The 17,323-nt window shown below is 56.5% G+C and carries 12 protein-coding genes and 2 tRNA genes; 1 reads left to right on the top strand and 13 read right to left on the bottom strand.

What is annotated here, in order from left to right; genetic code table 11:
- Positions 1-629: 629 nt before the first annotated feature.
- From DW233_RS04585 to DW233_RS04645, 13 genes are all read right to left on the bottom strand, one after another.
- Positions 630-1,427: a TraX family protein gene (locus DW233_RS04585; RefSeq protein WP_118266953.1), complete on the bottom strand. Its 798-nt coding sequence runs from the start codon at positions 1,425-1,427 to the stop codon at positions 630-632.
- A 145-nt stretch (positions 1,428-1,572) separates the two neighbouring features.
- Positions 1,573-1,648, bottom strand: a tRNA-Lys gene (locus DW233_RS04590).
- Between the two features lie 28 nt (positions 1,649-1,676).
- Positions 1,677-2,957, bottom strand: coding sequence for an aminopeptidase (locus DW233_RS04595; RefSeq protein WP_118266955.1), 1,281 nt, complete (start codon positions 2,955-2,957; stop codon positions 1,677-1,679).
- A 93-nt stretch (positions 2,958-3,050) separates the two neighbouring features.
- Positions 3,051-3,626: a hypothetical protein gene (locus DW233_RS04600; protein ID WP_118266956.1), complete on the bottom strand. Its 576-nt coding sequence runs from the start codon at positions 3,624-3,626 to the stop codon at positions 3,051-3,053.
- Positions 3,627-4,505 (bottom strand): phosphoribosylaminoimidazolesuccinocarboxamide synthase, encoded by an 879-nt coding sequence (locus DW233_RS04605; protein ID WP_118266958.1) that lies wholly within the window; start codon positions 4,503-4,505, stop codon positions 3,627-3,629.
- 118 nt (positions 4,506-4,623) lie between these two features.
- Complete coding sequence (locus DW233_RS04610) at positions 4,624-6,189, bottom strand: cell wall metabolism sensor histidine kinase WalK (RefSeq protein ID WP_118266959.1); 1,566 nt, start codon at positions 6,187-6,189, stop codon at positions 4,624-4,626.
- A gap of 11 nt (positions 6,190-6,200) precedes the next feature.
- Complete coding sequence (locus DW233_RS04615; protein WP_006236208.1) at positions 6,201-6,923, bottom strand: response regulator transcription factor; 723 nt, start codon at positions 6,921-6,923, stop codon at positions 6,201-6,203.
- A gap of 153 nt (positions 6,924-7,076) precedes the next feature.
- Positions 7,077-8,288: a twin-arginine translocation signal domain-containing protein gene (locus tag DW233_RS04620; RefSeq protein WP_118266961.1), complete on the bottom strand. Its 1,212-nt coding sequence runs from the start codon at positions 8,286-8,288 to the stop codon at positions 7,077-7,079.
- Positions 8,288-8,551, bottom strand: coding sequence for a TIGR03905 family TSCPD domain-containing protein (locus DW233_RS04625; protein ID WP_089572560.1), 264 nt, complete (start codon positions 8,549-8,551; stop codon positions 8,288-8,290). Before DW233_RS04625 ends, DW233_RS04620 begins: the two co-directional genes overlap by 1 nt.
- A 113-nt stretch (positions 8,552-8,664) precedes the next feature.
- Positions 8,665-10,464, bottom strand: coding sequence for a GGDEF domain-containing protein (locus DW233_RS04630; protein ID WP_117647833.1), 1,800 nt, complete (start codon positions 10,462-10,464; stop codon positions 8,665-8,667).
- Positions 10,461-11,297, bottom strand: a complete 837-nt coding sequence (locus DW233_RS04635) for an ABC transporter substrate-binding protein (protein ID WP_158551316.1) — start codon at positions 11,295-11,297, stop codon at positions 10,461-10,463. Before DW233_RS04635 ends, DW233_RS04630 begins: the two co-directional genes overlap by 4 nt.
- 141 nt (positions 11,298-11,438) lie before the next feature.
- Complete coding sequence (purB, locus tag DW233_RS04640; RefSeq protein WP_117640633.1) at positions 11,439-12,785, bottom strand: adenylosuccinate lyase; 1,347 nt, start codon at positions 12,783-12,785, stop codon at positions 11,439-11,441.
- Positions 12,786-13,470: 685 nt separating this feature from the next.
- Positions 13,471-13,545 (bottom strand) — tRNA-Gly (locus DW233_RS04645).
- Between the two features lie 297 nt (positions 13,546-13,842).
- On the opposite strand from DW233_RS04645, the gene DW233_RS04650 reads away from it, so the two are divergent.
- Positions 13,843-17,274 (top strand): SpaA isopeptide-forming pilin-related protein, encoded by a 3,432-nt coding sequence (locus DW233_RS04650; protein WP_118266962.1) that lies wholly within the window; start codon positions 13,843-13,845, stop codon positions 17,272-17,274.
- Positions 17,275-17,323 lie beyond the last annotated feature (49 nt).

Below are 17,323 nucleotides of genomic sequence, written 5' to 3' on the forward strand. Positions count from 1 at the left end.
GCAAGGAGATATATTGCCAGACCGGAGGGGCGCCGGGGGCGGGAATCGCGCACTCCATATTTTGTTCACAAATGAATAGGTCCCTCAGTCGCATCACTGAGGTTAAAACTGAAGCATTGGCTTCTGATATTGGCGATGACCAGCTGGTTTATAGGTGTTGAGGCGTCGGTCATCTCTGGAGCGCTACTTTACTCTAAAGGCATCAGGTTTTGGTTTCCTGTCGGTAAAAGGCTGGTTTTGGCCGCCAGGCGTTCTTATATATAGAGAAGTTCGGGGTCGAACCCGTGCACCGGCAACAAAAAAGCGACCAGCCGGAGCCGATCGCTTTCTATTCTATGCTGGATCATCCAGAGGGTGCTTCCGAACTCATTTTCTCGCTGCCATTCATGCTTTCGAAGCATCGTTCGACCTCCGCAGCCTCATGTTTTGAGGATCTGCCGTGTTTATCACTGTTATTAATGAGTGTGTGGAAGTGATCCTCATACAGATATATGCGATCCGCCAGAGAACTGAGAAGCATCTTTCTGCAGCCCTCGTTGTCTCTCCTCGCATCTCTCCAGTCTTCCAGAAATTCACAAGCAGTCTTAGGGTCAATTTATTTCTGCTTTCAGAGACTTGTTTGAGAGTTTTTAAAGACAGTTCAAAACAATAAGTGAGACACCATAAAGCAGAGCAAGATATGCCGGATAGAAAATGTAGAAGAAATATTTGAGCTTCAGCCCTCGCTTGCCATTATAAAGATTGATAAGCAGCAACGAAACGACCGCGGCAGCAACATCAGGATTAAATACATTAGCTGTAGCAAACTCAAATCCGCCGCCAACTATATGGCATGACGAAAGGAGCACTGCGCATACTGCAGCAAAGAACATCTTGGCCTTGCTGTCGTGGAATAAATAGAATGCAGCCACGAGCAGAATACCATACACACCGCCATCTAGTTTAGTGTATTCAGCTGCCAGCGCTGCCAAAACAATCAGAGCAGTTTCTGCGATGTACCTTTTCCATTTTGAAAGACTTTGTATCTTTTCCAGAACAATCAAAAAGACCAAGGAAAGCAGGAGCTCACACATAACATTTTGTTGCCGAGCGTCAAATAATTGCCCGGTTTGAACGAAATCGTATATGGGCTCCGCAATGATTGCGAAGACAAGCATATTTCGCAGGTACTTCTTTATGTCATGAGTATGCAAAAATCCCTCAACCATCAAAAAGCAAAATAAGGGAAATGCAATTCTGCCAAGAACATGAAGCACATCCGAAGCCTCGCTTAAAATCGCCCACTGTTCGTCCGATATCTGACTGTACGATGCGTGAGTCATGATTCCATTGGTCAGGACGATCCTGCTTACATGATCGAGAACCATCGAAATGGCTGCTATTATCTTTAATGTGCTGCCGCTAATTCCGTATCTATCTGTTTTCATTTTGTTTTCCTTTCTTTGGGTGGGCCGTCAGGGGTTCAGCCTGCTCCGCAGGCGGCCGCTGCGGCGCTTCGCGCCCTTTCGGGTTCGAACCCGCGTCGCGGCAACAAAAAAGCGGCCGGCATCCGCCAGTCGCTTTTCTATTCTATGGTGGGCCGTCAGGGGTTCGAACCCTGGACCTTGGGATTAAAAGTCCCCTGCTCTGCCAGCTGAGCTAACGGCCCGCGGGTGGCATTGTACCACGGTCTGGGACTATTCCCAACTCCATTGGCCGTTCTGGAAAATCACAACTTCACGTCCATCGGGCGTAATGCCCGTAATATCGATGTCGTCCGTGCCGATCATAAAATCGACGTGCGCGCTCGACACGTTGACGCCATGCTCCAAGAGTTCCTCTTTGGACATATCATATCCACCCTCGATGCACTCGGGGAAGCCGACTCCCAGTGCAAGATGGCAGCTGGCATTCTCGTCATAGAGCGTGTCATAGAACAGGATGCCGCTTTCGCGAATCGGCGTGTTCTTGGAAATGAGCGCGACTTCTCCCAGGTGAGCAGCGCCCTCGTCGGTATCGATGATACTTGCGAGCGTCGCCTTGCCCACGCGGGCGTCGTAATCCACCACGTGACCGTTCTCGAACTTGATCCAAAAATCATCGACCTTGTTGCCGTGGTGGATGAGCGGCATGGCCGAGTACACGATACCGTCAGCGCGCATGCGATCGGGCGAGGTGAAGACCTCCTCGGTGGGGATGTTGGGGAAGAAGGGATGACCGTCGGGGGTCTCACCCTTACCGCCGGCCCACTCATGGCCCTTCGTCATACCAATCGTCAGATCGGTTCCGTTCGAAGCGGTGTAGTGCAGGCAGTCAAACTGATTATCGTTTAGGAAGCGCAGGTTCTTTTCGAATGCGGCATCGTGGCGCTCCCAGTCGCTCTCCGGGTCCTGGCCATCGGCGCGGGCGGTGTGCAGAATCGCATTCCACAGCTTATAGATTGCAACCTCGTCCGCATCGCCCGGGAACACCTCGCGAGCCCAGGCAGCGACCGGCGCGCCGGCGATGCACCACGGATTGATGTTGTAATCCAGTCCACGGCGGAAAACTTTGCACTGCGTATTCCTCGCCTTGGATGCCGCGGCCGGCTTGGCCGGATCGATACCCTTGAGGGCCGCAGGATCCGCACCCTCGATAAAGACAAAGCAGGCACCATCCTGGGCCAAGGAATCCAGCTGCAGGCGCTTCCACTCGGGTGTTTGCTCAAAATAGCTTTTCTCGACATGCTCGTACGTGAGCCTTGTCACGGCATCATCGGCCCAAATGACCGTCACGTGGCCGGCGCCAGCAGCATATGCCTCCGCGACCACCACGCGCGCAAACGGCGCGCACTCGACCGGAGACTGAACGACGACCTCCTGGCCGGGCTTAACGTTTACGCCCTTGCGGACGACCAGGCGCGCGTAGTTTTTAATCTTGGGCTCCAGGGCCTTCATGCCCTCCAGAGCTTCTTCGACCGTCAGGGCAGCTCGAATCATGTGCCACTCCATCTACCTATATATAGAACAGTAAAAAGGCGCGCCGCAAAAACGACGCGCCTTATATCTTAGCGATAAGTATGCATGCAAACGCTACTTCTTCTTGGAGTCCTTCTTGTCCTCCTCGGCAGCTGCGCGCTCGATAAGGGCGTTGAGCTTGTTCTCGGACATGCCCTCGGCCTGCGTGCGGTACATGTTGCGCAGGGGACGAATACGAACGAAGTCGTAAATAAAGTCACCCAAAATGATGACGTAGGACAAAACGATGCCGACCATCTGAACGGGGCTGGACACCGTGCCGCCGGGAGCGAAGTAGAGCGAAGCCCCAATTGCCACGACGAGCACCATGCCGATAGCGAGCACGGCCCACCAAATACGGCGGCGCTTGGTGTAGTCCTCATCCTGCTTGAGAAGGATATTCGACACCGTGTAGATGCGATCCTCGCGGGCGCGCTGCTTGGCCTTGCGGGCGCGTTTTTCCTCCTTGGAAAGGCCTTCCAGGTTTTCGCCCTTCTCGAGCTCTTTGCGGCGTGCCTTGGATGATGCCGGCACGACGTGAACAGAGCTCGCTGCCTGACGGGCGGGCTTAGCGGATGCGGCGGACTTGCGCGCAACCCCGGTAACCTCGCGGGATTGCGTGCGCTTGTTCGTGGCGCTGCGGGTACTCACTTACGCGTTCTCCTTCATGCTTGTGAACTGGGAGCCCGTGATGATCTGGAAGGCCTCGCGATAGCGCTCGGACGTGCCATCGATGACCTCGGCGGGCAGGTGCGGAGTCTCCCCCGTCATATCCCAGTTGGCTTTGAGCCAATTGCGGACGAATTGTTTGTCGTAGCTGGGCTGAATCTTGCCCTCCTCGTAGCTGGCGGCAGGCCAGAAACGGCTGGAGTCGGGCGTGAGGCACTCATCGATCAGCGTAACCTTGCCATCGATGACACCAAACTCGAACTTGGTGTCGGCAATGATGATGCCACGGGTCGCTGCATACTCGGCGGCAGCCTTGTAGATCTTGAGGGAAAGGTCGCGAATCTGCGTGGCGATGTCATCGCCCACGATCTCGCAGCAACGCTCGAACGAGATGTTCTCGTCGTGGTCACCGATCTCGGCCTTCGTGGACGGCGTGAACAGCGGCTCGGGAAGCTTGGAGGCCTCGGTCAGGCCCTCGGGCAGCTGAATGCCGCAGACGGTACCGTTCTCGTCATAGGTCTTCTTGCCCGAACCGGTCAGATAGCCGCGGACGATGCACTCGATAGGAATCGTCTGGGCCTTCTTGACCAGCATGGCGCGGCCTGCGAGGTAGTCACGATACTCGGCAAACTCCTCGGGGAAATCCGCCGGGTCGATGGAAACGAGGTGGTTGGGAACGATGTCGGCAAACTTATCGAACCAGAATGCCGAGATGCGGTTGAGCACCTCTCCCTTAAACGGAATCTCGTCGGGAAGAATGAAGTCGAACGCAGAAATGCGGTCGGTGGCGACCATCAGCAGGTTTTCACCGGCATCGTAGATATCACGAACCTTGCCACGGGAATCCGGACGACGCTCCATCGTTGTCACGTGAGTCACTCCTTACCAAAATACGACAGTAATGCGGGCTCTTTCCCGCACGTTTTCGCAAACTCGGAGCGGCAGGGACGAAACCCCTCCTTCACCGAATAGCGAAAAGCTAGTGCTCCATTGTAGTAGATGCCGCGTCCGCCGTGTGCTCGCGAGGCAGATGAATCGTAAAAGTCGTACCCTTTCCAAGCTCCGACTCCACGGAAATGTAGCCATGATGGCGCTCGACAATCTGCTTGGTCACGGCGAGGCCCACGCCCAGACCGCCCGCCTCACGGGCACGGCTGGCATCGGCGCGCCAAAAACGACCGAAGATGCGCGACAGATCGTCCTTGGCAATACCGATGCCGGTATCCGAAACGGCAATACTGACATGCTTGCGGTCACTGAGCACCGACACCACGACCCAACCGCCCTCGGGGGTGTAGCGCATGGCGTTGCTCATGAGATTGATGACGCACTGCGTGATCATGTCGGGATCGGCTTCGACGACATCGTCGTGACCTTGGGTCTCGTCAGCAAAGCGCAAGCGCAGATCGCGGTCGACAAACAGGCGCTCCTGGGCATTGACGATGGAACGCACGAAAGGAACCATGTCCACCGGCTCAAGGTTGAGCGGAGCCGTGCTGTTTTCCATGCGCGACAGGTCGAGCATCTGCTGCACCAGACGAGCCAGGCGACGCGTCTCGGAAGCAACAGTCTCCAAGTGCTCATCGTCGGTAGGATATACGCCATCCTGCATGGCCTCGACCGTTGCGAGCATGGCCATAAGCGGAGTACGAAGTTCGTGAGCCACGTCCGAGGTCAAACGTTTCTCGTGTTTCATATCCTTCTCGAGCGAAGTGGCCATCTCATCGAAGGTCTCACCCAGCTGATCGATCTCGTCATCACCGCGCAGTCCCGTGCGAGCCGACAGGTCGCCGTCACGGATTTGCTTTGCGGTACTGGTAATACGATGAATCGGCTTGGTGAGCATGCGCGACACGAGCGATCCGATAACGACCGAAATGCAGATTGCAACAACTGCGGCGAGGGCCATGGCGTTAAAGGTCTTCTCCCTAAACGCAGAGTCCGCCTTGGTGAGCAGAGCGTCGGAGCCGATGGCCCACAGCTTTACTTGTCCGACATGCTCGCCGGAAGACGTTATGATTTCGACGTTAGCAACGCTATCGGAGTCGGTTGGAGCAGACGAGACCGGGCTATGCGATGCTTTTTTACCGCTCGAGCTGCTCGACGCTGATTCGCTCTCGCGCACATCGGCGGTCGCACTTGCCGAAGGCCATGAGTCGTCATAGACGACAACGCCCTTCTTGTTGACGACCTGCATACTCAGGTCGTCGGACACCAAACTCGATGTCGCGACCGTGCGCAGCTCGCCCGCAGTCCAGTTGCCGTTTTCCTCATACGACGTCGCAAGCTTTTCGGCAGCGGAATTTGCGATTTCGACGATATTGGAGCGCGTGTAATCCGAAAAGACCGTGCCCCACACAACAGAGACCACGCCCACCAGCACCAATACCGTCATGAGCGATGTCAGAGCAAAAGCAAGTGCCATGCGCGAGGAATAGCTCATCGTTGGCCGTGAATCGGAACGAGGCGTGTTCCAACTAGCCTTGGAACCCGCCTCGCTCTCCTGCTTGTGCTTTTGTCCGATTTCAAAGCGCGCAGGTGTCATATGTGATTTCCCTATTTCTCGTCCGACTTATCGGTCTTGGCCGGAGCCTCGAAGCGATAGCCGACACCGTGGACGGTGTAGAGCCACTTGGGCTTCTTGGGATCATCGCCCAGCTTGGCGCGAAGGTTCTTCACGTGGCTATCGATGGTGCGCTCATAGCCCTCAAAGTCGTAGCCGAGCACCTTCTCGACCAGCTCCATGCGGTTGTAGACGCGACCGGGGTGACGGGCAAGCGTGGTGAGCAGCTTAAACTCGGAAGCCGTCAGGTCGACTTCCTTGCCCTCGACCAAAATCTTGTGGCCCGAGATATCGATGACCAGATCGCCGAAGTCGAGTACCTCGACGGCTGGCTCGTCGGCCTGATGGGCACGGCGGAACAAGGCGCGTACGCGCGCGACAAGCTCGCGCGGCGAGAACGGCTTAATCAGATAGTCGTCGGCGCCGAGCTCAAGACCGATAATACGGTCCTCGATCTCGCCCTTGGCAGTCAGCATGATGATGGGGACATCCGAGGTATCGCGAATGGTGCGGCAAACGCGCTCGCCGGGGATCTTGGGGAGCATAAGGTCGAGCACGACCAGGTCAAACTGATGCTTCTCGAACTCCTCGATCGCGGACTGGCCGTCGCCGACACCCACAACCCAGTAGCCTTCGCGCTCGAGATAGGCAGCGACGGCGTCACGGATTGCCTTCTCATCCTCGACCAGCAGAATCTTTTTTGCATCTGAAGCCATAACACGGCCCCCCCGTCTCAATTAGCTAAGAACAAGCCCATTTTAACGCACCTGAGCCCGCCGGATGCCGCTATGACGCGGCAGCTCGGCGGGCGGTACTCACAATTACAACGCGTTTATTCCCCTGTTGGCGCCTTTTTAACCCCTCTAAGCTTAAAGAGAGAATAGGCGGGCCGTGACCGTCTCTGGTATACCCTGGCTGTTGCGCACCGTGGCGTACGTAAGGAATGAGTCCGATTTTCCCGCCGTAGCTGGATAATCGCCATACTCCAAAGCACGGTCGGGCGACAGCAGCGAGCCATAGGTCTTGGCAGAGGTGTCGATCAGGAAATGCGATGCCTGCACCTTAACAAGGTATTTATTCTTCTTGCCAGCCGCACATGCGAGCGGCTCGCGTGACAGGAAGAGGTACGGCCCTCCCTCATTACCGATATACGTGCCCATATTGCCCAAGCTGCCCACGCCACTATAGGTCGCCTCGATAGAAAACACGAAGGTATCGCCCATATATACGGCCTCGAAAGGCGAGACTGACGAGGGAAGGACTAGCTGGGCACGTTTGGTGTTGTTGCCGTCGGTCAGATCGATTGCCGTTATGCCGTAGTAGACACCCTCGTCGTTGCGGACACGCGGCGAGATGGTCAAAATGCCGTCGCTCGCACGCGGGGCCGATGCAAAGCGGCCCGTCGATTTCCAAATTGTCTCGGCCTTGGATTCATCAAGCGAGCGACGATAGCAAAACGAATCACTACTCGTTTTATTGCCGCCTGCCGAAGGCATTTTATACCAGATGACTGATGACCCGAACGCCGTAAACAGTGGCGGATCATAGTCCTTGCCACCCCGATCGAGCTCAACCACGTCGCCAGAGAGCGAAGCGCCCGACAGATTTTGAGCGTAGAGCTTCCACGATGAATTGGCAAAGTTCATCTCAACCCACGCAAACACGCCATCGCCGGCACGGACATCGTAAAATGCATATCCCGTGCCCTCGATAGGATCCTCGATTAATGTGGTAAGCGAGCCGTCGCCCAAGTTGAGCACGCCAAGCGTGTTGGCATGTAACGCAGACTCCGGGGCCATCATCGCCGCGGCGTAATCGCCGTCGCAGTAGTACAGCAGCGTACCCAAGGGCAATGTCCATGTCGCCATGGGCTCAAGATCGATATCGACGGCCTCATACTCATCCGTAATCGAGACAATCTTTGAGTCGTCTTTGATAACTTGTGGCTCGCCGGCAGCATCGTCGCTGGTACCCGTTTTCTTTGAGCATCCGGCAAGCACCGTGGCAGCGCCCGCGGCAGCCCCTCCGAGCACAAAGCCGCGGCGCGATATTCCGTTCTTGACGTGGTCGGCGATACCCATTAGGCGATCTCGGCGCGAGCGGCCTCGATAGCGCGCGTGAGCTGATCGGCGCAGGAGGTCTTCTTCATGCCGCAGGTATTGCCGGCAAGAACCTCGATCACACGGTCGGCAGGAGCGCCCTCGACCAGTTTGGAGATGGCCTTGAGGTTGCCATCGCAGCCGCCGGTAAACTCAACGCCCAGCACCTTGCTGCCATCGTCAGAGAGATTGAGGTGAATATTGCGAGAGCATACACCCTGCGGCTTGTAGTCAAAACTAATCATTGAGATCCCCTCTCAGAAAGAAATTTCAGACGTCTATTATCCCCGCCTGGGCCGACTTATTATCGCAAGCACCGATTCAACATCCTACGATGCATGGACTCGCGGGGGCAAGATTAGCAGTCCGCACCCTGCGCGTGGACCGTGCGCTTCTCCCGATACATATTGTGGTCGGCGACACGATATACATCGGCCAGCGTATTTCCAGCCGTCTCGACGGTCGCCACGCCAATCGATGCGCTGACCGTCAGGGCCTCATCGCTTACCGCGGCAAGACCGAGACGAAGATCCTGTTCCAGCCCGAGCGCAGACTCGTTGTCAGTATGGGGGCAAACCAGCAAAAACTCGTCGCCGCCAAGGCGCATCGGCAGATAATCCGCACCAGCCACCCGCCGCAGCACGGACGCCGTCCGTCGCAGCAGTTCATCCCCCATCTCGTGACCATAGATGTCGTTGGTCCGCTTGAGATAATTGCAGTCCAACATAATCACGCTCACGGGCAAGTCCTCGTTTACCAGGCTATCTCCGCGCGATTCAAGATAGTTGCGGTTGCGAAGCCCCGTCAGTTTGTCTTGATATGACAGCTCCTCGGCATGCTTGACCATCGATATGTTGTGCGTCGCCACGACGACCGACTCCAGCCGGCCTTGCTCATCGCGATGCTGGGGGACAACCTGTAGCGAGTACCAAGCGCCTCGACAATCTCGCACCTCGGCAGCCAAGTACGGTACGCCCTCCATACGTTCACGAAGCGAACTTATATCTACGAGTCCCACAACCGCTTCGCGGCTTTCGGGGCTCACGATATCCCGGCAGACCGTGTCCATAAAGTCATATGCCTCGCTGTGCTCGGCAAATATCTTCGCTATCGCCGGCGACATATTGATCCCCTCGATCTCGAGGGTGTCGAGATGCAAAAGAAAGGTCGAATCGTAGATGGCGCTTATGGCATTGATAATGCCGAGCTGTTTATCCTTTTCGACCAAATTGCGGTGGTCAACGATATTTCGAGCCAACAGCACCACAACCCAAAACGCAAGACACACCAAGACGCCGACGGCGACAAATGAAATCCTGTCAGACATGACCTCAGATTTGGGATATAGCGCAAACAGGCGGTAGTCCTTATATGCCGCACGCACGGCATACCATTCGTCTCCTCGATATTCGATGCGCGTCAGGCCGTCGTCTTTCCACTCAACTCCTACGCTGGTGAGGAGTCGGGCGAGCGACACGTCAGCATCGGCACTGTTGGATGAGACAATCTCCGCATCCTCCATAACAAGCACCGTGGGACCCTGGTGGAAGGTACTGTTCGAAAGCACGTCGGCTATGGCATATGAATAGTCGTCCGCCGTATCGGAAACAAGTGAGCGGTATGCCAGGGCAACGCCGTCGCCATACGGAACAGCACAGACGGCAAAAACGACACCACGGCGCTCATCGACAGTTGAGTAGGTCACTTTGGAACCTTGATACATCGATGCGACCGGCGAACAGGCCAACTCATCTCGCCACAACATGAGCGGATCGCGACCATCGATGTCGTAGTGGGCAGCCATATGGCCATCGGAGTCCATGACCATCAGCCCCGAAAGGTTCTCGGCATGGACAAATTGCTCGATAAGATCGTCGTTAACCTCAACGCGATCAGAGGACAGGAACGTCACAAACGATTCGACCGCGGCGAGCAAATCGTGCGTCGCCTCGGTTTTTCTCCCCTGTTCGTAGCGGTCATATTTTTCGCAAGCGTTCTCCAAAAACACCATGGTTTCTTGGCCAAACCCAAGCGTTTTTTCGAGGCAGCGATGGGTTCCAACCGTATACAACAGGCCTAACAAGACGGCGCTGACAATAACGCTGGCAGCTATGACGTTCAGAGTCTTTCGACTCAAGCGATGCTCATCAGTTGTCATGAATTTCCTCCTTGCCCGCCCGTCGTCGCTCCTGTCTTGTAATTGCCCACAATACGGTCAATCGTGCCATCTCGATCCATGTCGAACAGCGCGGTATTGAGATCCTTTACGACCGATCCTTCATAGCTGTCATCAAACGCGACGCCCAAGTCAACCGTCATAACATTGTCGGCAAACACACGGTAAACGCCGGGATACTGAGCAACGAGTCGGTCAAGCGACTGGACATCCGCCATCCAGCAGTCAACGTACCCTTTGACTAGAGCGGCTTTGCAGAGTTCGGCAGAGCCATATGATTTGATTTGAACGTCCGACGAGACCCCCAGATCCCCCGCAAGCAATCGGCGTTCACTCACCGAACCCGCAATCACCGCAATGGTCTTACTTCCATCGAGATGTGCCAAGGACTTGATGCCACTCGTTTTCTTGGCGGCAACCGAGACCGTCACGGTTAGATACGGCTCGGTCCAGTAATACTTATCCTCGCGATAACAGGGAGAATAGTCACACCACAGGCAATCGATATCACCGTTTTTGAGCAGCCGGTCGCGATCGTTCCAGTCAATATCGACAAACTGTGGCTTGAGCCCCGCACGCTTGCAGGCCTCGCGGGCGATGTCGATATCGATACCGGCGTAATCGCCCGTGGTATCGACATACACATAGGGGTCGTTATCCGTAACGCCGATTTTGAGCACCGGGAGATCTCTATCGGCTTCATTCGAGGAGGAAGAACTGCTTCGAACGGTATACGTCAGGGCGCCCGCACAGACGGCAACAAGGAGTATGAGCGTAAACGAGACGATGGTGGCCCGCTTGATGCGTCTGGGCACGTGCCCCCTTTCATCGAAACAGCAGTCGGAGTTCATTTTATTACCCGGGCGCATATGCGACAGTAAAAAAAGCGCCTCGCCCAAGACGGGCAAGGCGCCAAAGGTTGAAATGCATCCGCAAGCGGTCGAATTAGGTTAACCCTACTCGAAGCTCAGCTGCTCCAGGCGATCGAAGACCGTATCGATGCGGGTGAGGAAGTCCCACGGATCAAAAATCTCGTCGAGCTTCTCCTGGCTGACGGTGCAGCGCGGGTCGGCCTCGAGACGTTCCTTAAAGGTGGGACCGGAGACACAATCCTGTACCTCATGCCAGGTTGCCATGGCGTTCTCCTGCACAATGGCGTACGCGTCCTCGCGGGTGATGCCCGTATCGACGAGGGCCAGCAGCACCTTGGAGGAGAAGATGAGACCACGGGTCTTGTTGAGGTTGGCCATCATGCGGGCCGGATACAGCTGCAGGCCGTCGATAACGCGAATGAGGCACTGGAACATATGGTCAAGCGCGATGAAGCTATCGGCCTGGGCGACACGCTCGGCGGAAGAGTGCGAAATGTCGCGCTCGTGCCACAGGGCGACGTTGTCGAAGGCGACCTGGGCGTTGGACTTCACGACGCGCGACAGACCGCAGACCTTCTCCATGGTGATGGGGTTGCGCTTGTGCGGCATGGCGGAGCTGCCCTTTTGGCCCTTGCGGAAGGGCTCCTCGGCCTCGAGTGTATCGGTCTTCTGCAGGTTGCGGACCTCGGTCGCGATGCGCTCGCAGGTGGCCGCTGTAGTGGCAAGCACGCCGGCAAGATAGGCGTGGTGATCGCGGCTGATGACCTGCGTGGACAGCGGGTCGTGAACCAGACCCAGGTGCTCACAGACGTACTCCTCGACGAACGGCTCGATGGAGCTGTAGGTGCCGACGGCACCGGAGATGGCACCGAAGGCAACGTTCTTGCGAGCATCCTCAAGACGATCAAGGTCGCGCTTGAGTTCCCATGCCCAAGAACCAAACTTCATGCCGAAGGTCATCGGCTCAGCATGGATGCCATGGGTGCGTCCGGCGCAGAGCGTATTGCGCTCCTCGAAGGCGCGGCGCTTGCAGATCACGCCGAGCTTCTTGACGTCCTCGATAATCAGGTCACACGCCTGAGTAAGCTGATAGCACAGAGCAGTATCACCCAGGTCGGAGCTGGTCATACCGTAGTGAACCCAGCGACTAGGCTTGGGCTCGCCCTCGGGAACATCGGCGTCGATATATTCCTTCATGTTGGTCAGGAAGGCGATGACATCGTGGCGCGTGACCTCCTCGATCTCATCGACCTTCGCCTTCTCAAAGTTGGCATGGTCGCGGATCCACTGGGCTTCGTCTTTAGAAATGCCGATCTTGCCGAGCTCCGCCTGGGCCTCGCAGGCCAGAACCTCGATCTCCTGCCAAATGGCATACTTGTTCTCGAGGGAGAAGATATGTCCCATCTCCGGGCGGGTATAGCGATCGATCATAGCGGCTCCTTTTTGGTTATTGGCACGTTGGTCGTAACTCAACCATTGTACCGTGCGCGGGTGCGAGTATGGGCAGCAGGCATTAACCTAACATTTTGGAATTGGAGCGGGCATGGGGACATCCGCGTATTTGCTTCGCAAATCCGCACCGGCTGCGGTCGATCTCCTCGGATTCACGGAGACGATGGGCGAGAGTTTGTTGAATTGGCCGTCCCAAGGTCTCCCGCGCTCGATGGAGCGGGCAGCGGGACGTCCGCGCATTTGCTTCGCAAATCCGCACCGGCTGCGGGCGATCTCCTCGGATTCACGGAGACGATGGGGGAGACTTTGTTGAATTGGCCGTCCCAAGGTCTCCCGCGCTCGATGGAGCGGGCAACGGGACGTCCGCGTATTTGCTTCGCAAATCCGCACCGGCTGCGGGCGATCTCCTCGGATTCACGGAGACGATGGGCGAGAGTTTGTTGAATTGGCCGTCCCAAGGTCTCCCGCGCTCGATGGAGCGGGCAACGGGACGTCCGCGTATTTGCTTCGCAAATCCGCACCGGCTGCGGTCGCCTATCGGCGCCCTTGCCTGCTCGCTATAAACGCTTCGCGTTTATTTAACGCTCGCACCCTGTCGGGTTCGAGTCCCGGCGCTTTGTTGAAAAAAGCACGGCACCGAAACGGTGTCGTGCTTTTACTTTTTTGGAGCGGGCAACGGGACTCGAACCCGCGAGTGTCAGCTTGGGAAGCTGATGCCTTACCACTTGGCGATGCCCGCATATGTGGGGGATAGTATAACGCGGTTGTCTTGTTCGATACAAGGGTGGCGATGCTTGTTTTAGCTGTGGAGATTCGTTTGAAAATCGCGTCAATTGTGGAGACGAGGACCTTTGACTTCCTGTTCACCTTATCTTCTACCTGCGCTTTTGCTTGATTGTTGTATTTGAGCTCAATTTGTCAGGAATTGGGCAAGCTTTTGGTCAGGCTCCGGTACTTACCCGCATGAAGCTCGGGGGTAGCCTCATCCTACGCGTCGCAGCCTCCCCGTGCGGCGCACGAGGGATAAGGAGCAGCCATGTCCAACGCACCCACGCACTCTGTCCACAGCGCAATCGCAACAGGTCCGCTGCTCCTGCTCCTCTTCCTGCTTTTCGGCTGCCTGGCACCGGGCGCCGCATTTGCCGTCGATGGCTACGATCAGCTCGGCTTCCGCACCATTAGCGATGATTGTGGACCCTTCTTCATCGGCAAATATGAAGCTCAAGACGCCTCGATTGCCTACTGCATGAACCAGGAACGCCCCGGGCCCACCAAGCCGGGCGGCCCATGGCTCAACTTTGATCAAGGCTGGGTGTGGCTCGACGACGAGTTCGCGGCAATCGTTTGTCACGGATATCCTACCGCCACGTCGTTTGGCGGTTACCATCTTTCACCCGATCGCGCCCGCGCCGCCACCCAACTCGCCGTATGGATGCTCAACGGCACTACCCATGTCGACGGCAGATACTCCTACACGACCGCTCAGGGCAAAACCAAGAGTGGGCACTTTACCGCCGACAATGAAGTCGTGGCGGCTGCGCGGTGGCTCCACGACAACGCAAAATCAGGAAGCATCAAAGCCGCTCCGCACCGCGCGCGGCGCTATTTAGGGGCCGTATCGGGCGGCAGCAAACGTCAAGACATGCTCTATGTACTGCCGGCGGTCTCTGTTTCCTTCCAAAAGCAGTCTGCGAACACCGTTATTACCAGCGGAAACAATACTTATCAGTTTGACGGGGCAACATTCGATGTTTTTGAGAGCGCCAGCGGCGCGCGTGTCGGCACCGTCCAGATGGACAGCAACGGTCGAGCGCAGGCAACACTCCTACCCAACACGGCATACTACCTAGTTGAGACAACAGCGCCAGCTGGTTATATCCCCCTGCACGATCGCATTGCCTTTACCACGACGAATAACGGCGGATACGTCACCATTGATGAACAACCCGGCACCATTACCTTGCGCATTGTAAAGCTCGACGCCGCAACGAATGCAGGCCCCCAAGTTGGAGCTTCGCTCGCAGGAGCAGAATTCGTGTGCGTATCGCAATCAACCCCTGGATGGACACAAACTCTCAGGACCGATGAAAGCGGTCGAGCTACCCTCACCGATGTCCCCCTGGGAACCTTTACCATCTATGAATCGAAGGCGCCCGAGGGCTATTTGCCCTCCGGTGACAGTTGGTCTTACACCGTTGGAGCCGACCAACTCGGCGATTCAGGCGTGGTCGAGATCGAATCTCGCGTTTCCAATATCCCCATTGCGTTTGACCTTGAGATTTCCAAATTCAAGGACTACGGCAATAGCGATCAATCCGGCCTGGAGCAGCCGGCAGGAGATGTTGTCTTTGAGGTTGTCAGTAACAGCTCTCAGCAGGTTGTTGGCACACTGACTACAAACATCTATGGCTTTGCCTCCACCAAAGACCAGCCCGAAGCATGGTTCGGCACAGGCAAGCGACCAGCCGGTGTCCACGGAGCCGTCCCATACGACCGCGCCGGCTACACGGTTCGTGAGGTTCCGGAAACCGTCCCCGAGGGTTTTAAACGTGCGGGGGAATGGACCGTCGAGGCCAATCAGATTTCCGACGGCGCCGAGCTTCAATATATCGTGGACAACCACGCTCTGTCGACGCATCTCCAGATTGTAAAACGCGATGCCCAAACAGGCGCCTCTGTTCCCCTAGCCGGATTCACCTTCCAACTCCTCGACAGCAATCACAAACCTGTCTCACAAACATGCTGGTATCCAGCACATAACGTAATGGACACCTTTACGACTGACGCGACCGGCACCGTCACACTGCCCGAATCGCTCGTGCCGGGCACCTATTATGTACGCGAAACTTCGGCCAAAGAGCCCTATCTTGTCGGCGGAGAGATCGAGGTAAACATACCCGCCGATATAAACCTAACGCCCGTTGCAATCGTCTCGTATTATGACCACGCCGCGACCGGAAACATCAGGATCGTTAAAACCGATGCCGTAGACGGCAGCAGCCTCGCGGGCGCCATCTTTGAGATCCGTGCCTTAGGTGATATCGTGCGCCCCGACGGTAGCATTGCCGCGCTCGACGGCGAGGCTGTCGCTACCGTCACGACGGATGAAACTGGAGAAGCACGCGCGGACGACCTCCCGCTGGGATCTGGCACCGCACGCTACGAGGTTGTCGAGACTCAAGCGCCGACCGGCTTCTTGCTCGACCGGACGCATCATATCGTCGACCTTACCTATGCCGACCAGAAAACACCCGTTGTGGAAGCACGGCTTAACGTATCCGACGATTACACCAAGGTTGATATCTCCAAGGTCGATGCAAGCGGAGAGCAGGAAGTGAAAGGCGCACAGCTCACCTTATATGGTCCCGATAAAACCGAAATAGACTCCTGGGCCTCATCCGACAAGCCGCACCGCATCGAACATCTTGCACCCGGTACCTACTCGTTGCGCGAAACGATGTCTCCGCGGACCTATGACCTTGCCGAGGAGATAACGTTTGAAATAAAGGATACGGGAGAAGTCCAATCCGTCGCGATGAAGGATGCGCCCATCGAGATCAAAGGACAGGTCGACAAGCGTCAGGAACTTGTCCAACCTATCGGGAAGGGTCTGTTGGCTAACGGCGATGGAAAAAACCGCGCCGCGATGCAAACCAATACGGATGGGCTTTTCTCCTATACCATCGATGCTCGAAACGATTCCGCTACTTGGGTTGATGAGTTTACGATTACCGATGATCTTGAGTGCGCCAAAGACGGCACGGCGAGATTCGTCTCAATCGAAACCCCCGTCGCCATCGGCGACCTCAACGGTCTGTGCAACGTGTGGTATCGCACGACGCCGTTGGACTCGACAGACGTCGATGAGCCGGCAAACGCGACGCTTGACGATGGGCACGAAAATCCTTGGCTTGAGTCCGACGAAGTAAAAGAGAGTCTGGGTGAAGATTGCCGCCTCGTCGATTACGACGGCTGGCACCTCTGGAAGGCGGATGTCTCGACCACGGAATCCGCCACACTCGAGGCGAAAGAACTCGACCTTGCATCCAATACCGTCGTGACGGGCATTCGCATTGAATACGGTGCGGTAGCCGCCGACTTTACGACTCGAAGCGATACGGATTCTTGGACCCGTGATGATCTCAAAGATGAGCACGACGACCTTGACGATGCCAAAGCAATCCTTGGCACAGATGCTCGGGGCGCAGTCGTGCACATGCAGGCAACGTCGGCTTACACACCCCAAACTGCACTCACCAACAGCGCACGCGTCGATCTTTGCCGCAACGGCGGCGGCGATAAACTTGAGTCACATGACGAGGACAGTGTCATTCAACGCTGTACCCTACCGCAGGACCTACCGGCAACAGGATCAGCTCCCATCGCCGCTTGCATCACCGCGCTCCTGACCTCGGGTGCCGCAGCCCTATGGTTCGCTCGCCTTAGGTCAATCCCAAAGAAGCGCTAGCGCGATGAAAAAGCGGGGGGGCCAGGGCCCCCCCCCGCCCGCCCTCCGT

The organism is Collinsella sp. AM20-15AC (assembly GCF_003471405.1).
Classification (GTDB): Bacteria; Actinomycetota; Coriobacteriia; order Coriobacteriales; family Coriobacteriaceae; genus Collinsella.

Excerpts from the sequence above, each read along its gene's own strand:
- DW233_RS04585 (WP_118266953.1), bottom strand. The coding sequence starts at position 1,427 with ATGAAAACAGATAGATACGGAATTAGCGGCAGCACATTAAAGATAATA.
- DW233_RS04595 (WP_118266955.1), bottom strand. The coding sequence starts at position 2,957 with ATGATTCGAGCTGCCCTGACGGTCGAAGAAGCTCTGGAGGGCATGAAG.
- DW233_RS04605 (WP_118266958.1), bottom strand. The coding sequence starts at position 4,505 with ATGGAGCGTCGTCCGGATTCCCGTGGCAAGGTTCGTGATATCTACGAT.
- DW233_RS04610 (WP_118266959.1), bottom strand. The coding sequence starts at position 6,189 with ATGACACCTGCGCGCTTTGAAATCGGACAAAAGCACAAGCAGGAGAGC.
- DW233_RS04615 (WP_006236208.1), bottom strand. The coding sequence starts at position 6,923 with ATGGCTTCAGATGCAAAAAAGATTCTGCTGGTCGAGGATGAGAAGGCA.
- DW233_RS04620 (WP_118266961.1), bottom strand. The coding sequence starts at position 8,288 with ATGGGTATCGCCGACCACGTCAAGAACGGAATATCGCGCCGCGGCTTT.
- DW233_RS04625 (WP_089572560.1), bottom strand. The coding sequence starts at position 8,551 with ATGATTAGTTTTGACTACAAGCCGCAGGGTGTATGCTCTCGCAATATT.
- DW233_RS04630 (WP_117647833.1), bottom strand. The coding sequence starts at position 10,464 with ATGACAACTGATGAGCATCGCTTGAGTCGAAAGACTCTGAACGTCATA.
- purB (WP_117640633.1), bottom strand. The coding sequence starts at position 12,785 with ATGATCGATCGCTATACCCGCCCGGAGATGGGACATATCTTCTCCCTC.
- DW233_RS04650 (WP_118266962.1), top strand. The coding sequence starts at position 13,843 with ATGTCCAACGCACCCACGCACTCTGTCCACAGCGCAATCGCAACAGGT.